General features: G+C 69.1%; 12 protein-coding genes. 7 read left to right on the top strand and 5 right to left on the bottom strand.

Annotated elements, in window-relative coordinates:
• Positions 1-79 precede the first annotated feature (79 nt).
• Positions 80-1480: a phosphotransferase gene (locus PTQ19_RS04905; RefSeq protein ID WP_274368671.1), complete on the top strand. Its 1401-nt coding sequence runs from the start codon at positions 80-82 to the stop codon at positions 1478-1480.
• On the opposite strand, the gene PTQ19_RS04900 is transcribed toward PTQ19_RS04905, so the two are convergent.
• Both PTQ19_RS04900 and PTQ19_RS04895 read right to left on the bottom strand, forming a co-directional pair.
• Positions 1426-4941 (bottom strand): UvrD-helicase domain-containing protein, encoded by a 3516-nt coding sequence (locus tag PTQ19_RS04900; RefSeq protein WP_425313186.1) that lies wholly within the window; start codon positions 4939-4941, stop codon positions 1426-1428. The genes PTQ19_RS04905 and PTQ19_RS04900 overlap by 55 nt on opposite strands.
• Positions 4905-8171 carry an ATP-dependent helicase gene (locus PTQ19_RS04895; RefSeq protein WP_274368670.1) on the bottom strand — a complete coding sequence of 1089 codons (3267 nt, stop codon included), beginning with the start codon at positions 8169-8171 and terminating at the stop codon, positions 4905-4907. Before PTQ19_RS04895 ends, PTQ19_RS04900 begins: the two co-directional genes overlap by 37 nt.
• A gap of 148 nt (positions 8172-8319) precedes the next feature.
• On the opposite strand from PTQ19_RS04895, the gene PTQ19_RS04890 reads away from it, so the two are divergent.
• Together PTQ19_RS04890 and PTQ19_RS04885 are read left to right on the top strand one after the other, a co-directional pair.
• Positions 8320-8544, top strand: a complete 225-nt coding sequence (locus PTQ19_RS04890; RefSeq protein WP_274368669.1) for a DUF3107 domain-containing protein — start codon at positions 8320-8322, stop codon at positions 8542-8544.
• 1 nt (position 8545) lies between these two features.
• Complete coding sequence (locus PTQ19_RS04885) at positions 8546-8833, top strand: hypothetical protein (protein ID WP_274368668.1); 288 nt, start codon at positions 8546-8548, stop codon at positions 8831-8833.
• Between the two features lie 205 nt (positions 8834-9038).
• Here PTQ19_RS04885 and PTQ19_RS04880 read toward each other — a convergent pair whose 3' ends face one another.
• Positions 9039-9749, bottom strand: coding sequence for a ferritin-like fold-containing protein (locus PTQ19_RS04880; RefSeq protein ID WP_179411331.1), 711 nt, complete (start codon positions 9747-9749; stop codon positions 9039-9041).
• A 236-nt stretch (positions 9750-9985) separates the two neighbouring features.
• On the opposite strand from PTQ19_RS04880, the gene PTQ19_RS04875 reads away from it, so the two are divergent.
• On the top strand, positions 9986-11512 hold the full coding sequence (locus PTQ19_RS04875) for a DEAD/DEAH box helicase (protein ID WP_179411332.1): 1527 nt from the start codon (positions 9986-9988) through the stop codon (positions 11510-11512).
• Between the two features lie 10 nt (positions 11513-11522).
• Here PTQ19_RS04875 and PTQ19_RS04870 read toward each other — a convergent pair whose 3' ends face one another.
• A complete protein-coding gene (locus PTQ19_RS04870) occupies positions 11523-12425 on the bottom strand; it encodes a DUF817 domain-containing protein (protein ID WP_274368667.1) in 903 nt (300 codons plus the stop codon).
• 85 nt (positions 12426-12510) lie between these two features.
• Complete coding sequence (locus tag PTQ19_RS04865; protein WP_274368666.1) at positions 12511-13389, bottom strand: PHP domain-containing protein; 879 nt, start codon at positions 13387-13389, stop codon at positions 12511-12513.
• A 54-nt stretch (positions 13390-13443) separates the two neighbouring features.
• Here PTQ19_RS04865 and PTQ19_RS04860 point away from each other — a divergent pair, with 54 nt between their 5' ends.
• The 3 genes from PTQ19_RS04860 (at position 13444) to PTQ19_RS04850 (ending at position 17574) form a co-directional block, all read left to right on the top strand.
• The gene (locus PTQ19_RS04860) at positions 13444-14466 is read left to right on the top strand and encodes an endonuclease/exonuclease/phosphatase family protein (RefSeq protein ID WP_274368665.1); all 1023 of its coding nucleotides are present in this window, start codon (positions 13444-13446) and stop codon (positions 14464-14466) included.
• 156 nt (positions 14467-14622) lie between these two features.
• Positions 14623-16083, top strand: a complete 1461-nt coding sequence (locus PTQ19_RS04855) for a S8 family peptidase (protein WP_274368664.1) — start codon at positions 14623-14625, stop codon at positions 16081-16083.
• 72 nt (positions 16084-16155) lie between these two features.
• On the top strand, positions 16156-17574 hold the full coding sequence (locus PTQ19_RS04850) for an aminopeptidase P family protein (RefSeq protein WP_274368663.1): 1419 nt from the start codon (positions 16156-16158) through the stop codon (positions 17572-17574).
• Positions 17575-17607 lie beyond the last annotated feature (33 nt).

Here is a 17607-nt window from a genome sequence, read left to right as displayed (position 1 = left end):
GGCACGACCCGCCCGGTTATCCCGCGGCGCGGGCGTGGCGCGAGCACACCGGCGAGGCTGCAGACCTACCCTGGAGAACATGGCACGCTCTCCTTTCACTCTAGTGGCGGCGGTCACCGCGGCTCTGCCGGGCGCTGAGGTCGTCGGCGCCCGCGCGCTGACCTCGGACGGTGACGGAAGGTTCGATTCCGCGGTGGCGACGCTCGCCGACGGACGCGAGCTGGTGATCCGTGTCGCAGAGGACGACGCGGCCGCGCTGGAGCTCGCAGAAGAGGCGCTCGCGCTGCGGGCACTCACCGCGGGCGCCCGCGAGATGCTGCCCTTCCGGGCGCCGACGCACGTCGGCGAGACGCGCGTCGGCGAGGCGCGGGCACAGGTGACCGATCTGATGCCGGGCTTCCAGATCGATGCACCGTTGATCCCGGCGGGGCCCGGGGCTGCGGTGTCGATCGGTGAGACGATCGCCGCGGTGCACGCCCTGCCCGAATCGGTGGTGCGCGCTGCGGGACTCGCGATGCACGATGCGACGACCGTGCGCGCCGAGGTGCAGCAGATGATCGATCGTGCCGCGGCCACGGGTCGGGTCCCTGGGCGGTTGACCACGCGCTGGCGCGATGCCGCCGCCGATGACGACCTGTGGCGCTTCGAGACGACCGTGGTGCTGGGCGGAATGCAGGCGCAGTCGTTCCTGTTCGAGGACGATCCGGACGCGGGCCCGCGAGTCATCGGAGTGCTGGGCTGGCGCGGCTTGGCCGTGGGCGATCCGGCAGAGGACCTCGGGTGGCTCTCGGGCGCTCCCGAGGCCAGCGCCGACGTACACGACGCCTACACGGCCGCATCAACGCGGGCGATCGACGACGCGTTGCGGGTGCGGGCCCGCCTGCATGCCGAGCTGGGCTTTGCGCGGTGGCTCGTGCACGGTGCCGAGCTTCGCCGTCCGGAGATCGTCGAGGACGCCGCCGCGCTGCTGGAGTCGCTCTCCGACGGTTTGCGGAACGACGACCTGCGCGTGGTCGCCACCTACACCGGTGGTGTGGATTCGGCACTCGATGTGCTGGATCAGGTACCCGAGACGGTGGCCGCGTCGGTCGACACCTCGATGCAGACCGACGCGTACCGCCCGGAAGACCTCGTTTGGCACACCGATGCCGGCGACGAGGATGCGGATGCTGCCGAGGACGAGAACGCCGCGTCAGAAGACTCTTCAGCCGATCGGCCGTCGTGGGAGGAGCCGACGCAGGACCTCACCGGCGCCGCGCGCCTGGCCGAAGCGGACATCTACTCCCCCGAGACGACAGCATCGGATGCCGCGGGCGAGCCCACTGCCACGGGCCACGGGGACGGCGAGCACGCAGACGCCGACCAGGGCGAGACCGAGCACAGCGACGAGTCCGAGCACAGCGACATGGACTCCGCGGAGGAGGCTCAGCGTGCGGCGCGCGCGGCGCTCCAGCGCTGGACCAACTCGGGTTCCGAGTAGACGCGCTCCCCGCGAATGACGAGGTCGTCGGCGACGTAGTAGAGCGCCACGTCGATCTCTTCCAACGGCACGCCGAAACGGCGGTGGTAGGCGAGACGGTAGAGGGCGAGCTGCAGCATCCGCTCTTCGCGTTCCTCGGCGTTGCGCGGTGCGCGTCCGGTCTTCCAGTCGACGATCTCGATGCGTCCGCCGCGGTCCTCGCGGCGGTACACCGCGTCGAGTTTGCAGATCACGATGTGGCCCCGGGCGTCGGTGGTGCTGCCGAAAGCGAAGTCGATCTCGATCTCGACGGCGATCGGCTGCAGCCCGGCCCATTCGCTGCGTTCGAACGTCTCGCGCAGTTGCGCCAAGGCGCGCTCGTCGTCAGGGGCCCCCTCGGCGACCATCTCACCGAAGGGCGCGGACGTGTCCGGAGCGTCGGCGTCGATCTCCCACAGCGCCCCTTCGGGATCGGAATGCGCCCCGACCAGTCCTGAGCGCTGTTCGACCCAGGCGTGAAACAGCGTGCCGATACGGGTCTGCGTGTACGGACGCTCGGGCATCGGACGCCCGAGATCGCGCAGCGTGCCCCGGTAGTCGGTGACCCAGTCCTTGAACCGTGACGCCGGCACGCGCACCGGTGCTTCCTCGGCTGTTCCCGCCAACCGCTCCGCTCGCTCGGCGAGGAGACGCTCCAACTGGGCGGACGGCGTGACGACGACCCCCGACGAATAGGCCGCGCGGGCGTGCTGCTCGGCGTGCGCGACCCGGGAGCGACGGTCGCCCAGGGCATCCATCGGCCAGCTCCGGGTCAACCCCGGCCCGTCATAGGGGTTCTCCTCGGGATCGACCGGGGCGATGTCGTCGAGGCCGAGCACCTCGATCGCCTCACGCAGGAACGGGCTGGGCACGCGCGGTTTGGTCTGCCCGGCCCAGTGCGCGCCGGTGAGCAGCAGGTCCTGCCGCGCGCGGGTGACCGCCACATAGGCGAGTCGCCGTTCCTCCTGCTGCTGATACTGGCGATAGGCGTTCTTGAAGCGTCGCAGTGCCCCGCCCTGCGGGTAGGCCTTGGTAACGCCCGCGGCGAGCGCATCGAGCGCCGCTTTGTGACGCTTGGCCGGCGTTTCACCCGCCGCGTCCATCTCGGCCTGCGGATCCCAGTGGAACACCGGAAGCGCATCGCGATCGCCACGCAAAGCGAACGGCACGACCCCGAAGCCGAACCAGCCCGCGGTGTCTTGAGCGCGACCGGGCAGTTCGTCCTCGACGAGACGCGCCACCGCGACGGCGTCCCATTCCAGTCCCTTCGAACCATGGATGGTCAGCAACTGCACGACGCCCGGCTCGGGCGGCTCGGGGCGCGGCATGAGCTCATCGGTGCTCTCGGCCTTGGCGAGCCACGCCAGCAGGCTGCCGATCGTGCCGCGGTCGTCGGCGCTGAGGAACGCGCGCACCTCATCGGCGAACGCGCGCAGCTGCGTGGCGGCCACACGTGCAGGGCCGCGGGATTCGTTCGCCGCCAGCTCGATGTCCAGGCGCAGCTCGAGCTCGATCAGGCGGATCAGCTCGGGAATCGGCAGGCCCGCCGAACGCCGCAGCCGTTCGAGGATCTCACCGGCCTCGCGCAGCCGGCTTCGCCCCTGCGGGCTGATCCCTTCGAGCACGCGATAGTCGTCGGGCGTGCCGCGCACGAAGTCGACGGCATCGACGATCGACACGGCCTCGTCGGCACCGCGCGATGAGCGCAGCCGCTCTCGCACCTCGTCCGAGAGCGGCGAGAGCGAGGCGTCGCGCCCGGCGAGCACATCGGCGAGGTCGTAGAGGGCGGCCATGTCGGCGACGCCGATCGCGAACCGCGGACCCACCAGCAGTCGGATCAGTGCCGATCCTGCGGTCGGGTCATGGATGACCCGCAGCATCGACACGACATCGACGACCTCGGGGGTCGACAGCAGCCCGCCGAGCCCGAGGATTCGGTGCGGGATACCGTGGCGCGACAGTGCTCCGGCGAACGTCTGCATGTGCCGCTTCGAGCGGAACAGGATGGCTCCGGTGTGGGCGCGATCGGCTCCGGACGCGGCGTGCGCCGCGCGCCGCTGTCCGAACCACTCGGCTACACTCTGCGCCTCATCGTCGACGGTGTGCGGAAAGAGCACCTCGACGCGACCCGCACCCGCACCGGGGCGCGGTTCGAGCGCGGGAACGTCTAGGCCCTCGCGCTGCAGCGGTTCGAGCACACGGTTGGCGACGTCGAGGATGCGGGTGTCGTTGCGCCAGCTCGTCATCAGGCTGTACGTCGTGGCCGACTGGTCGTGCGCGAACGAGCGTCCGAACGCGTACAGGTTGTCGGCGCTCGCTCCGCGCCAGCCGTAGATCGACTGGTGCGGGTCGCCGACCGCCATCACGGCGCTGTCACGGAAGAGCGCCGCGAGGAAGCGCGTCTGAATCACCGACGTGTCCTGGTATTCGTCGAGGAGCACCACACGATGCTGCTCGCGCAGTTCGGAACGCACATCGGGGGCCGTCTCAACGATGTCGAAGGCGCCGCCGACCTGATCGGCGAAGTCAAGCACGCCCCTGCGGTGCTTCTCGGCGATGTAGTCGCGCACCAGACGCACCAGCACCGGCATCCCCAGCAGGTTGACCGCGGCGGTCTCGACGTCGCGGTTCGTGCGGTACGGCTCGAAAGCGGCGGCCTGCGCCGTCGTGATGCGCTCGATCTCGTCGAGGTCGGCGCGGTGATCGAGAACGTCCGCGGCGAGCTTCTGCACGGCGTCGATGAGGGAACCGAGCGACCGCTCGATCTCTTCCAGCCCCGGCAGGTCGGCGCGCAGCACGACCGCTCGGGCGATCAGCCAGGATGCCGATTGGCTCAGCATCGCTGCCTCGGGGTCACGGCCGATCCGCGCGGCGTGCTCGCGCACGATGCTGTCGGCGAAGGCGTTGTACGTCGACACGCGTGGTCTGACGAGCAGGTCCTCGGCCGTGCGTGCTGTGCGCGGATCCCAGCCGGTGTCGAAGCGCTCGGCCAAGGCATCGAGCACCTGTGTGCGCACCGTATCGCGCTGTGCTCCCGCTGCCGCGTCGTGCACCCGGCGCAGGGCGTCGGTGCGCACGATCTCGGGCAGGTGCGGCAAGAGGCCACGACGACCGAAATGATCGATCATCTCCAGTCGGAGGCCGATGCGCTCGGCGAGTTCACCGGCCGCTTTGCGGGTGAAGGTCAGGCCCAGAACCTCGTCCGGACGCACGTGGCCGTTCGCGACCAGCCACACCACACGCCCGGACATCGTCTCGGTCTTTCCGCTGCCGGCACCGGCGACCACGAGCGCGGGAGTGGGCGGCGCATGGATGACGCGCTGCTGGGCCTCGGTGGGGACGGGCAGCCCGAGCGCGAGGGCGATGTGCTCGGCCGAGATCTCGGACGGCCGCGCCCACGCGGCGCTCACGCGCTCACCGCCGGCACGGTGTGGATGTGACACGGTGTGACGCGCACCTGGGTGTCAGCGCAGTGCGTCTCGACCTGGGCGGTGAAGCTGCTGGCGGCCATTCCGCGACCGGCATCCGCGACGCGGCGCAGAAACGCGGCGCGCGCGTCGTCATCCAGGGTGTGCTGATGGGCGACCCGGTAGTTCGCCTTGCCCACCGTCTTCGATACGATCACCAGCCGGGCTCCGGCCAGAGCCTCGGCTGGCGCGTCGTCGAGCAGCCCCTCCTGCACCGCGACCTGATAGGCCGCCAGTTGCGCGTGCTCGAGCACATTGGCTTCCGTGTCGGGTTCGTACTTGCCCGTCTTGAGGTCGACCACGATCACCCGTTGCTCTCCGTCACCATCACCCATCCGCTGCCATTTCTGCCCCCGCGCAGGAGCATGCTCGCCGCCGTCCACCGGGTAGACCTCCACGCGGTCGATCACGCCGCTGACCAGCGCACGCGGACGCTCGACGATGACCGTCGCATCCGCTCCACCGGGCGTCGTCGCCGTAGCATCCGCAGCAGGTTCGATGGGAAGCGCCTGCGCCTGCCCCGTCTCGAGATCGACGGTGAAGCGGAACCGCGCCTCGGCTCCGACGACCCGTCCCCCGTCACGAGCGACCTCGCCGACGTACTCGTGCACGCGCTCGACGTAGAGGTCGGCCCGCCGACGTTCCTTGCGTCCGATCCACGCGGTCTCGAAGTCGAGTTCGGGCCAGTGCTCGTCGACGATGGCGCGCATGGCGTCAAGTTCACCGTCCGGTACCTTCTCCATCGCCTCGTGCACGATCGTTCCGATGCCGGCAGAGGGCGGGGCGACGGTGTCACCCCCGAGCGACGAGATCACCCAGTTCAATCCGCATTCCTCGAATGCCTCCAAACGCGAGGGCGACACGCGCACCGGTGCCGCGTCGAGGTCGCGCAGCGGCGCCGTGGTGGACGGCGGAGTGAGCCCGTACCACTCGTCGGGAGCGGCTCCGGGAACTCCGGACTCGGCGAGGACCCGCAGTTGTCCGGCAGCGTGCGCGAGGTCGGCGGGGTCGTCGGTCGTGCTCAGCGCACGACGATGGCGGGCGACGAGGCCGCGCAACGTCAGCGGGTGCGCGTAGCGCTCCTCGTCGTGCTCGGCGGGCGGTGCCGGCGGCAGGAAAGAGAAGAACGGGCTCGGCGACATGTCGTCGTCATCCACCGCCGTCACGACCAGGCGCGTGCGTGCCCGCGATACGGCGCGCACGAACAATCGCAGCTCGTCGTGCAGTGCGGCGCGCCGCCGATCGAGAATCCCGGGGACCTCCTCAGGCAGGCCATCCCGCGCGGCCGTGATGGCCTCGGCGAGACGCCACGTCTCGAGCATTCCGCCACGCAACCGAACGTTGGGCCAGATGCCGTCCTGCACACCCGCCACGACGACGGCCTCGAACTCGGCGCCCAGCGCCGTCGCGGGTGTCATCAGCGTGACCAGCCCGGGCCGCTCGGGGGTGGACAGCGTGTCTTCGGGAACCTCGCTGTCGAGGATGTCGCGGATGAACAGTGCGGCCTTCTCGTGCGGCGTGCGCTCGACGAAGCGCTTGGCCGCGGCGAACAGGGCGACGAGACTGTCGAGCGACCGCGCCACCTCGGCTCCGCCTGGCTGGTCGGCGGCGGCACGCCAGGCGCTCTGCAACGGTGTTCCGCCGATCGTGCGGGCGCGGTCCCAAACCGTCCAGAGCAGCTCGTGCACCGTCGCACCGGCCATGGCCGCCTCATGCACCTGGGCGAGGGTATGCGCGAACCGTTGGGCGACGCGCGCCTCGGCCGCATCGACGCGGTCGAACGCGACCGGGAACTGCATCGCTTCGCGCAGCAGCTCACGGGCGGGTGTTGATCCCCCGTCTTCGAGTTCGACATGCCGCAACCGTGCGCGCAGTCGACGCAGGCCCACCGCGTCGAGACCGCCGAACGGCGAGGTGAGCAGTTCGGCGAGCAGATCGGCCTCGCGGTCTTCGGGCGCCGTGAGACCGAGCCGCACCACCTCGGTGATCTCGCGCACGATCCGCTCGCTGCCGAGGGGGCGCGGCACACCGGCGGCCCTGGTGGGCACCTCGCGTGCGGCGAGCTCTGCTTCGAGCATGACGATCTGCCGCGTATCGTGTGCGATCACGGCGATCCCGCTCCACGGGATGCCGTCCGTGAGGTGCCACTCGCGCAAGGTCGCGGCGATGCGATCGACCTCTTCGTACGGCGACGGCGCGATCAGTGTGCGCACGCCGGCGGTGCGATGCCCGAAAACCGGTTCCGTGGCCTCGGGAGGACGTCGGTGATCCACCCGGCCCGCCACGCCGATCGCCTGCGTGATGGTACGGGTGAGCGCGGTCAGCTCCGGGCTCTGACGATGTGCCCGGTCCAGCACGAACACCTCGCCCAGCGCCTGCGCGAGGTCGGCGAACAGCTGCGGGCTCGCCCCACGGAACGCACCGGACGAGATATCGGGGTCTCCGAACGCGAGCACCGCGATCTCGCGCGCACGCAACGCACGCACCAGGCGGATGCCGCCGCGGGTGAGTTCCTGGGCATCATCGATCAGCACGACGCGAACCTGCGCGAGCGGGCCGAGCGAGGCAGCATCCGCCGTGTGCAGGATGCCCGTGGCCTCACCGAGCAGTTCGGGAATGTCACGGTGCGCGACGCGCATGCCCCCCATGACGTCGCGATACTCGTCGAGGAAGTCGGCGGCAGCCTGCCAGGTCACGCGGCCCGAACGCTCCAGCTCGCCCGGTTCGACGGCCAGTTCAGTGCATTCGGCCAGGAACGCGCGCAGCTCGGAACGGAACGCCTTCGATGCGCGCACGCCGGGGCTCAACGCCTCGGGCCATTCCCGGAGGCCGTCCTCGGCGTCGCCCGCGAGCAGGTCGGCGAAGATGCGGTCCTGATCGGCGCCGGTCAACAGCGCCGGCGGGTCGTCGCCGCGGTGCACCGTGACACCACGCACGATCTGAAAGGCGAACGAGGCGAGCGACCGCGCCAGCGGCCCCGGCGTCGCCTGATCGATGCGCACGCCGATGCGGTCGCGCAGCACCGTCGCGGCCTGTCTGCTCGGGGTCAGAACCAGCAGCTGTTCGGGGCGCAGCCCCGAGTCGAGCAGGCGCACGACACGGTCGACGAGAGCCGTCGTCTTGCCCGTGCCCGGTGCGCCGATGACCACCCCGGATGTCGCCGCCGGCGCATCGACGAGGGCCCGCTGCGCAGCATCCTGTGTCATGAGATCCACGCTATCGGCGCGCGCCGACACTCCCCCGGCGCACACCGCCCAGCGCTGTGCGCCCCTGGCGAACGCACCGGCTGACGCCGCCTGCCCCGCGGCGCCAGCCGGTAGAGTTGCCGATGTTCGCAGAACGTCAGGAGATCGCGTGGAAATCCGCATCGGCATCGTCAACACCGGCCGTGAGCTCAGCTTCGAGACCAGCAGCAGCGCCGAAGAGGTGCGCAAGCAGGTGACTGAAGCACTCGAGCAGAACGCGAGCCACCTCGTCCTCGCCGACGCCAAGGGCAGCTCGTACATCGTGCCCACCGCGAACCTCGCGTACGTCGAGCTCGGCAGCGAAGAGTCGCGCCGGGTCGGTTTCGTCGCCTGACATGTACATCCTGCTGGCGCTCATCGCCGCGTGCGCGCTCGGCGTCGCTCTGCACTTCCTGATGCCGCGCCGAGACCTGCGCGGCATCACGGTCACGCCCGCTGTCGCGACGGCAGCGGCCGCCGCGATCTACACGATCATGCAGTGGGCGGGCATCGGCGAGGGCAACGTCTGGCTGTGGGTGGCGAGCATCGGCGGAGGTCTGCTGCTCGCCGGCCTCGCGACGGCCGGTATCAGCGCGCAGCGCGCGCACAACGACCGAGTGCAGAAGCAGGCACTCGGCATCTGAGACCGGCCATCTGAGACCGACACCGGGCATCCGCCCCGCGCTTCCGGCATCCGTCACGCGTCCGCAGTGTCGGAAATCCCAGACCGAGCGCGTCGCCTGCGGCGTGTCGCCCAACGACACGCCGCGCGCACCGCGACTCGTCTGAGATTTCCCACACAGACAGAGACAGCGGAAATCCCCGCGACGCACGCGCCGGAGTCGGATGCTACGATGCGAGCCCCATGGCGTCCATCCGCCGCGCGTGCGCACCCATCAGCTCGGTGTACACCGGCTCGATACGTGTGTCGTCCGCTTCGAGGCGTCCGGGACGCAGCGCACCTCGGCACACGAGCAACGTGTCACCGACCAGGCGTCGCCCCCACATCGACAGCAGTGAACGCCATTCATCGTCGCTCTCGATCGTCTGCTGGATGATCGACACGATCTCACTGCCGCCATCGTCCTCGCGCAGGATCGCGGCGACGCGCTCCCCCGTCTCGCCGTAGCTCGAGGCGAGGGCGAGATAGAAATCGTCGAGCATGCCGGCGGTCAGATACACGGCCAGCAGCGTCTCCTCCTGATGCACGCCGATGGTCTTGCGGCGAAACGCGTCGAGGTTCTCACGAAAGGGCAGCATGACCTCGGTGGGGTCGTCGCCCAGGTCCGAGATGATCGCCACAATGCCGCGGTGCTTGTCGAGCGCCGCACCCGCGGCGCGAGACAGGGCCTCTTTGCGGGCGAGCTCGTGCGTTCCGCGGATGCCACGGGTGAGCGTCTCGAAGTACCCCAGCTGCAGGTAGGCGGCCTGTCCGAGGAAGCGGTTCAGCTCAGGGGCGAGCTCGGCGAAGTCGACGCGGGTCGCGCCACTGCCCTCGCCCTTGCTGCGCAACGTCAGGGTGCGCCGGGCCGGTTTACGCTTCCAGAACCAGTTGACCACGTGATCAGGTTACCGGGCAGGGCCCTCGCCCACCGCACCCCGCATTCTGGCAGCCCGCCACGGGCCGGGCACCACAGGTTTTCTCGGGCTTCCGACTCCCCCTCCGGTAGGCTGGTCGCGTCCTGCCATCGGAGCAGGGCCCCGCGCCTGTGGCAGCAGTTGACGGCGTGGATCCGTAACGAGGCGCCGCTGGCACGACAACCGCCGCCCGGGCGCCGGACAGGCAATGACATACCGTGACCTCATTCGCTGATCTGGGAATTGATCAGGACATCGTCGACGCACTCGCCTCGAAGGGCATCGCCGACGCGTTCCCCATCCAGGAGCAGACCATCCCCCTCGGCCTTCCGGGCCAGGACATCATCGGCCAGGCCAAGACCGGCACCGGCAAGACCTTCGGCTTCGGCATCCCCGTGGTGCAGCGCCTCGGCGAGAACCCCGAGCCGGGCGTCAAGGCTCTGATCGTCGTACCCACCCGCGAGCTGGCGGTGCAGGTCTACGAAGACATGGACCTGCTGACCTCGAACCGCTCGACGAGCGTCGTCGCGATCTACGGCGGCAAGGCGTACGAGGGCCAGATCGACCAGCTCAAGGCCGGCGCGCAGATCGTCGTCGGCACCCCGGGTCGTCTGATCGACCTGGCCAACCAGCGTCTGCTCGACCTGTCGAACGCGACCGAGGTCGTGCTCGACGAGGCCGACAAGATGCTTGACCTGGGCTTCCTCGCCGACATCGAGAAGATCTTCTCGAAGGTGCCGCCGGTGCGTCACACGCAGCTGTTCTCGGCCACGATGCCCGGACCGATCGTCGCACTCGCGCGCCGGTTCATGACCAACCCGATCCACATCCGCGCCAACGACCCCGACGAGGGGCTGACGCAGGCGAACATCAAGCACATCGTCTACCGGGCGCACTCGCTCGACAAGGACGAGGTCATCGCCCGCATCCTGCAGGCCGAGGGACGCGGCAAGGCCGTGATCTTCACCCGCACCAAGCGCGCGGCGCAGAAGCTCGTCGACGAGCTGAGCGACCGCGGCTTCAATGTCGGCGGGGTGCACGGCGACATGGGCCAGGAGCAGCGTGAGCGCTCCATGGCCGCCTTCAAGGCGGGCAAGCGCGATGTTCTCGTCGCCACCGATGTCGCCGCGCGCGGTATCGACGTCGACGACATCACGCACGTGATCAACCACACCATCCCCGATGAGGAGAAGACGTACCTGCACCGTGCCGGCCGCACCGGCCGCGCGGGCCGCACGGGCATCGCGGTCACCTTCGTCGACTGGGAAGACCTGCACAAGTGGGCCTTGATCAACCGTGCGCTCGAGTTCGGCCAGCCCGAGCCCGTCGAGACGTACTCGTCGAGCCCGCACCTGTACACCGACCTCGACATCCCCGAGGGCACGAAGGGGCGCCTGCGGACGGCTCCGAAGGCCGAGAAGCCGGCGCAGCGCAAGCAGCGTCAGCCGCAGAAGGCGGCGGATGCTGCTGCTGAGGGCACCGACGAGGGCACCACGCGCCGCCGTCGGCGCCGGCGCCGCAGCTCGCCTGCCGAGCAGGTCGGTGCCACGTTCGTCGAGGGCGCCGAGGGTGCAGAGGCTCAGGCATCCGCTCCGTCGACGGGCACCCACGCGACCGACCGCGACGCCGAGGGTGCGGGCACGCACGACGGTGACGCGACCTCAGAGCACCGCGACGGCAAGCCGGCCCCGCAGCGCCGCCGCCGTCGTCGCCGCAGCGGGGGTGCCGCTCCGAGCGGTGCCTGACACCAGATCGTCATCGAGGCCTCTCCTGCTGAACAGGAGGGGCCTCGATCGCTTCCGGGGACGACGCCATCGGCGCGCGCGGTGGATACACCCATGCGACCAGCACCACCGAGATGATCATCAACAGGAACCACGAGCCCATCTTGCTGAGCGAGACGAGCTGCCATCCGGCGACCTGATCCGGGTACACCCATGCTCCGGCCCACGTGCCGATGTTCTCGGCCACCCAGAGGAACAGGGCGACGCCCGCGAACACGAGCAACAGCGGCAGACGTACGATGCGCACACGAATCCGCGCGTGCATCACGGTGCCGCCCCACAGCACGACAACCGCGCCGAACAGCACCCATCGGGCATCCCACCAGAAGTGATGCGTGAAGAAGTTGACATAGATCGCCGCGGCCACGATCGCAGTCAGCCACCGACGGGGGTAGCGGGAGAAGCGCAGGTCGAACAGCCGGTACACCCGCACCATGTACGACCCCACAGCCGCGTACATGAAACCGCTGAAGAGGGGCACGCCACCGATGCGAAGGACTCCTTCGGCCGCATAGGCCCACGACCCGACATCCGTCTTGAACAGTTCCATCACCGTCCCCGTGATGTGGAACAGCACGATCACCCGCAGTTCGCGCACGGTCTCCAGCCCGAACACCAGCATCGCAACCTGGATGAGCACTGCCGCGAGGGTCAGCGCATCGTTCCGCGCGAGTGCGGCGTCATCCGGATAGAGCAGTCGCGCCGCGATGAGCGCCACGAGCAGCGCCGCACCGAAGATGCACGCCCACGCCTGCTTGAGCACGAAGACGATGAACTCGATCGCGGCGGCGCGCGCTCCACGGGCGGCCGCATCCTGCAGCATCCGATCGGCGATCGCGTCGATGCGCTGCTCGAGCGCGGTTCCCCATTGCATGGTTCGGACGCTAGCGGCACCACCCGAGCGGCCCCCGGGAACAACCCGACCGTTCGCTGGACTGCCCTCCGTCCGCAGCGCCCGCTCAGGGGTACTGCGGTGCAACCCCCGTCGCGCGGTCGATGAGACGCGACACCATCTCGTCCGTCGTCGTGTTCTCGCCGGGACGGTTCGGCTTGCCCGTCAGACCGTGATAATCACTGGAGCCGGTGACGATCAGGTCGTGTCGCACGGCGAGGTCGCGCAGCGTCCGCTTGCCTGCCGCAGTGTTCTCACGATGATCGATCTCGAATCCCGCCAGCCCCTCGGCGATGAGCCGTTCGAGGTAGCTCACCGGTAGCATCCGATCGCGTCCCGCCGTGGCGGGGTGCGCGATGATCGCGACTCCGCCGGCGCGCGTGATCAACCGCACTGCTGTCAGTGGGTCAGGGGCGTAGTGCGGCTCGTAGTACCCGCTGCGGGGGTGCAGGATACTCTCGAACGCCTCGGTGCGGTCGCGGACGAAACCACGGGTGATCAGCGCGTCGGCGATGTGCGGGCGGCCGACCGTGGCATCCGCGGTGGTGTGCGCGAGCACGTCTTCCCAGACCAGTTCGTAGTCCCGCGAGATGTTGCGCACAATGCGCTCGGCCCGGCCCACCCGGTCGTCGCGGATGCGGGCCGTCTCGGCCACCAACGCCGGATCGGTCGGATCGAACAGGTAGCCGAGCACATGCACACTGCGCCACTCGTGCTTGGCAGAGAACTCCATGCCGGGCAGGAAGGTCATGCGCAGCGCTGCGGCTGCGGCGGCCGCGTCCTCCCAACCGGTGGTGCGATCGTGGTCGGTGAGCGCGAAGGTGCGCACCCCGTGGGCATGCGCCTGGCGCACGACCTCCGCAGGTGATTCGGTGCCATCGGAGTGGTTCGAATGCAGATGCAGGTCACTCGGTCCCGAGAAGCGGAACGCAGCATCCGACGTCATCCTCTGAGCGTACCGCCAGGGCGGACACAGCCGATTCCCCTAGGCTTTCGTCCGATGCTACGCACGGTCGGAATCCTCATCTCGGTGCTGTTCGCGATCGCGACGGCGATACTCGTGTGGCCGCAGTTCTTCCGGCTCGAGACGACGTTCCCGATCGCGCAGGTCATTGCCGCGCGCCCCGTGCTGATCGCTGCGTTCCTCGTCGTCGCCGTGCTGGCGCTGCTGCTGATGCTCGCCAGGCCGCTGCGCGGCTTCGCCGCATCGATCCTGATCATCGCGCTGCTGGGCGCCGGGGCCAACGGAATCGTGGGGGCGGTGCGAGGATTCGGCGACGATGCCCTCCCCGCGAAGTCGGATGCCAGCCTGCGCGTGCTCACGTGGAACACTGCCGGCGCTGCGGTTTCGGCAGAGACGATCGCCGGGGTGATCGAGGAGCAGCAGATCGACGTCGTCACCCTCCCCGAGACGTCGGAAGAGGTCGGTGAGCAGATTGCGCTCATGATGCGTGAGTCGGGCAACCCGATGTGGGTACACCACGTCAACATCCATCCCGATGTGCCTGACGGGCCGCAGGCGTGGCAGACGACGATCCTCATCTCGGCCGAGCTGGGCGACTACTCGGTGATCGAATCCTCGACGGACGGCACGAGCAACACCGGATCCGTGCCGAGTGCCGTCGCGATGCCCGTCGACGGCGAGGGCCCGACGATCGTCGCGGTGCACGCGATCGCCCCTCGTCTCGCAGCGATGGACCAGTGGCGATCGGATCTCGCCTGGATCGCCGACCAGTGCCCCGAGGGCGACTTCATCCTCGCGGGCGATTTCAACGCCACAGTCGACCATATGGCTGCGCTCGGCATGCATGACGGCACCATGGGGCACTGCCGCGATGCGGCGATCGACACCGGCAACGGCATGGTCGGTACCTGGCCCGCAGACCTGCCCCGTCTGGCCGGGGCGCCGATCGACCACATCATGGCCAGTGAGACGTGGCGGGCGTCCGGGTCGATCGTGCTCTCGGATGCCGGTGGCAGCGACCACCGCGCGATCGTTGCGCAGCTGGAGCCCGCGGACTGAGCGCGCCGTAGGCGGCATCTTTGAGAAGCCGTTGTATCGCCCGTGAGCTACCGATAGAAATGCTCAGGAGGGCCACCGCCCTTCCGGCAGAAGCCGGTCTTCCAACGATGAAAGGCCGTCATGAAACCCCAATCCCCACGTCGAGCGCTGCGCTGCATGATCAGTGCCGCTGCCGCACTCGCACTCGTCGTCGCGGGTGGCCTGAGCGCCACCGCCGCCACCGCCGAGACCTCAACGCCCGTTCCGATCTCCCCACCGAACGGCACCGTGATGAGCTATGTCGTCAACACCGGCCAGGCCAACCCCGGTCAGACGCGCAAGGCCGAGAACGCGGTAGCCGCCGCGGGCGGCATCGTCGTACAGAGCTGGCCGCAGATCGGCGTCATCATCGCGCAGTCCGACCGTGCGGCGTTCCGCGACGACGTCACTGTCGCCGGCAAGAACGCCATCGCCTCGGTGGGCGCCACACGCACCGCAGAGGTGAAGGACAAGGTCACAGGACCTGGAATCCCGTGGGGTCCGGGTTCGTCGGGCTGGAACCAAGGGAAGAACAAGCCTGTGAACGGCGATGAGCCCACCGAGCCGATCCCCGGATCGAGCTCCGACCTGTACTCCGAACTGCAGTGGGACATGGAGATGATCCAGGCCGACGAGGCCAACCTGATCACGGATGGCAGCCGCAATGTGCTGGTCGGTGTGCTCGACTCGGGCATTGACCCCACGCATCCCGATCTCGTGGCCAACATCGATCCGGCAGAGTCGGTCAACTGCACGGTCGGCGGTCGCCCCGACCAGTCCGAGGACGGCTGGTACCCGACCACGTCGGACCACGGCACCCACGTGGCGGGCACGATCGCCGCCGCGCGCAACGACCTCGGCATCGTCGGCGTCGCGCCGAATGTGCGTCTGGCTTCGGTCAAGGTCGTCAACGACGACGGATACATCTATCCCGAGTATGCGATCTGCGGCTTCATGTGGGCCGCCCAGCGGGGCATGGACGTGACGAACAACAGCTACTACATCGACCCGTTCGAGTTCTGGTGCGATGACCAGCCCGACCAGGCCGCCGTTCAGGAAGCCGTGGCGCGCGCCGTCAGGTGGTCGGCTGATAAGGGCGTCGTCAGTGCCGCCGCTGCCGGCAACTCGGCGCTCGACCTGCGGACCAACACGGTCGACACGGGCAGCCCGAACGACAGCGAGGCCGTGGAGCGCACCATCAACTCCGGCTGCAAGGATCTGCCGACCCAGTTGCCGGGCGTCGTGACCGTGTCGTCGCTCACCGACACCGGGCAGCTGTCGTACTTCTCGAACCGCGGGCTCGGCGAGATCGACGTCGCCGCACCCGGTTCCCGCATCGCGTCGACCGTTCCCGGCGGATGGGCGTACAAGAGCGGCACCTCGATGGCGTCACCGCACGTCGCGGGTGTGCTCGCGCTGATGAAGTCCGTACACCCCGAGCTGACGCCGGCGCAGATGATCGACAAGCTGCGCGACGATGCCACACCGACGGCGTGCTCTGCGCCGCAGTACGGCTATGGCCCGGCCTGCGAGGGTACGGAAGAGATGAACAGCTACTACGGTCACGGGATCGTCAACGCCCTGAAGGCCGTGCAGTGATCTGATCTCACGCACGCAGGGCCCGAGTGATCCCACTCGGGCCCTGTCAGTGAAGGGTGCGAGAATGGATGCATGAGTACTCCCGCTGACAGCGACACGATCGCCACGACCTCCGACGACGCTGCCGTCGCCGAGAACCCTCGCAAGCAGCCCTTCCCCCAGGGGTTCCTCGACACCATCTCGACGGGGTGGGCCGACCGCCCCGAGTCGATGCCGTCGGCCCGTGCGCAGGCCCCGTTCGCCGCGGCGCGGCGGGCGAAGGTCTCCGCGGCTTTCCCCGGCAAGCGCCTGGTGGTTCCGGCCGGTTCGTTCAAGCAGCGCAGCAACGACACCGACTACCCGTTCCGCGCCCACTCGGCGTTCGTGCACCTGACCGGCTGGGCGAACGACTCCGAGCCCGACTCGCTGCTCGTCTTCGACCCGACCGACGACGGCCACGACGTCACGCTGTACTTCCGCGAGCGCGCCGACCGCACCACCAGCGAGTTCTACTCGGATGCCACGATCGGTGAGTTCTGGATCGGTCCGCGCCCGTCGCTGGCCGGTGTTGCCGCTGATCTCGACGTCGCGACCGCGCACGTCGACACCTTCGTCGCCGGCGATGACGACCTGGTCGTCGAGAGCGACGCCGACCTGACCCGTTTCGTCTCCGAGCTGCGGCTGGTCAAGGATGAGTACGAAGTCGCCGAGATGCGCCATGCGGTCGCGGTGACGGCATCCGGATTCGACGACATCATCCGCGACTTCGACAAGGCGATCGCCCACCCGCGTGGCGAGCGCATCGTCGAGGGTGCGTTCCACCAGCGCGCACGCAGCGACGGGCACTGGGAGGGCTACGACACCATCGCCGCCTCGGGCCACCACGCCTGCTACCTGCACTGGACCCGCAATGACGGGGCCGTCGTGCCCGGCGACCTGATCCTGATCGACGCCGGTGTCGAGGTCGACAGCCAGTACACGGCCGACATCACGCGCACGCTGCCGGTCAACGGCACGTTCTCCGAGGTGCAGCGTCGTGTCTATGACGTCGTGCTGGAGGCCGCGGATGCCGCCTTCGCTGCGGCGAAGCCCGGCGCCAAGTTCCGCGAGGTGCACGAGGCCGCCATGTCGATCATCGCCAAGCGCACCGCCGAGTGGGGCGTGCTGCCGGTGACCGCCGAAGAGGCGCTCGACGCTGACAAGGGCGGTCAGCACCGCCGGTACATGGTGCACGGCACCTCGCATCACCTCGGCATCGATGTGCACGACTGCGCCCAGGCGCGCCGCGAGATGTACTACGACGGCGTGCTGGAGCCGGGCATGGTCTTCACGATCGAGCCGGGTCTGTACTTCCAGATCGACGACCTCACCGTCCCCGAAGAGCTGCGCGGTATCGGCGTGCGCATCGAGGACGACATCCTCATGACCGAGGACGGCCCCGTCAACCTCTCGGCGGACATCCCGCGTACCGCGGACGACGTCGAGGCATGGATCGCGCGGCTGAAGGGCTAATCACCGTCACCGGTGCTCGACGGCCCGCCGGCC

This window comes from Microbacterium esteraromaticum (assembly GCF_028747645.1).
Lineage (GTDB): Bacteria > Actinomycetota > Actinomycetes > Actinomycetales > Microbacteriaceae > Microbacterium > Microbacterium esteraromaticum_C.
Note: the sequence above shows the minus strand (reverse complement) of the source record. Positions and strands in the feature narration are given on the sequence as shown.

What these genes read in the sequence shown, in the direction of transcription:
- PTQ19_RS04905 (WP_274368671.1), top strand. Translation starts at nt 80, where the DNA reads ATGGCACGCTCTCCTTTCACTCTAGTGGCGGCGGTCACCGCGGCTCTG.
- PTQ19_RS04895 (WP_274368670.1), bottom strand. Translation starts at nt 8,171, where the DNA reads ATGACACAGGATGCTGCGCAGCGGGCCCTCGTCGATGCGCCGGCGGCG.
- PTQ19_RS04885 (WP_274368668.1), top strand. Translation starts at nt 8,546, where the DNA reads ATGTACATCCTGCTGGCGCTCATCGCCGCGTGCGCGCTCGGCGTCGCT.
- PTQ19_RS04870 (WP_274368667.1), bottom strand. Translation starts at nt 12,425, where the DNA reads ATGCAATGGGGAACCGCGCTCGAGCAGCGCATCGACGCGATCGCCGAT.
- PTQ19_RS04865 (WP_274368666.1), bottom strand. Translation starts at nt 13,389, where the DNA reads ATGACGTCGGATGCTGCGTTCCGCTTCTCGGGACCGAGTGACCTGCAT.
- PTQ19_RS04860 (WP_274368665.1), top strand. Translation starts at nt 13,444, where the DNA reads ATGCTACGCACGGTCGGAATCCTCATCTCGGTGCTGTTCGCGATCGCG.
- PTQ19_RS04855 (WP_274368664.1), top strand. Translation starts at nt 14,623, where the DNA reads ATGATCAGTGCCGCTGCCGCACTCGCACTCGTCGTCGCGGGTGGCCTG.
- PTQ19_RS04850 (WP_274368663.1), top strand. Translation starts at nt 16,156, where the DNA reads ATGAGTACTCCCGCTGACAGCGACACGATCGCCACGACCTCCGACGAC.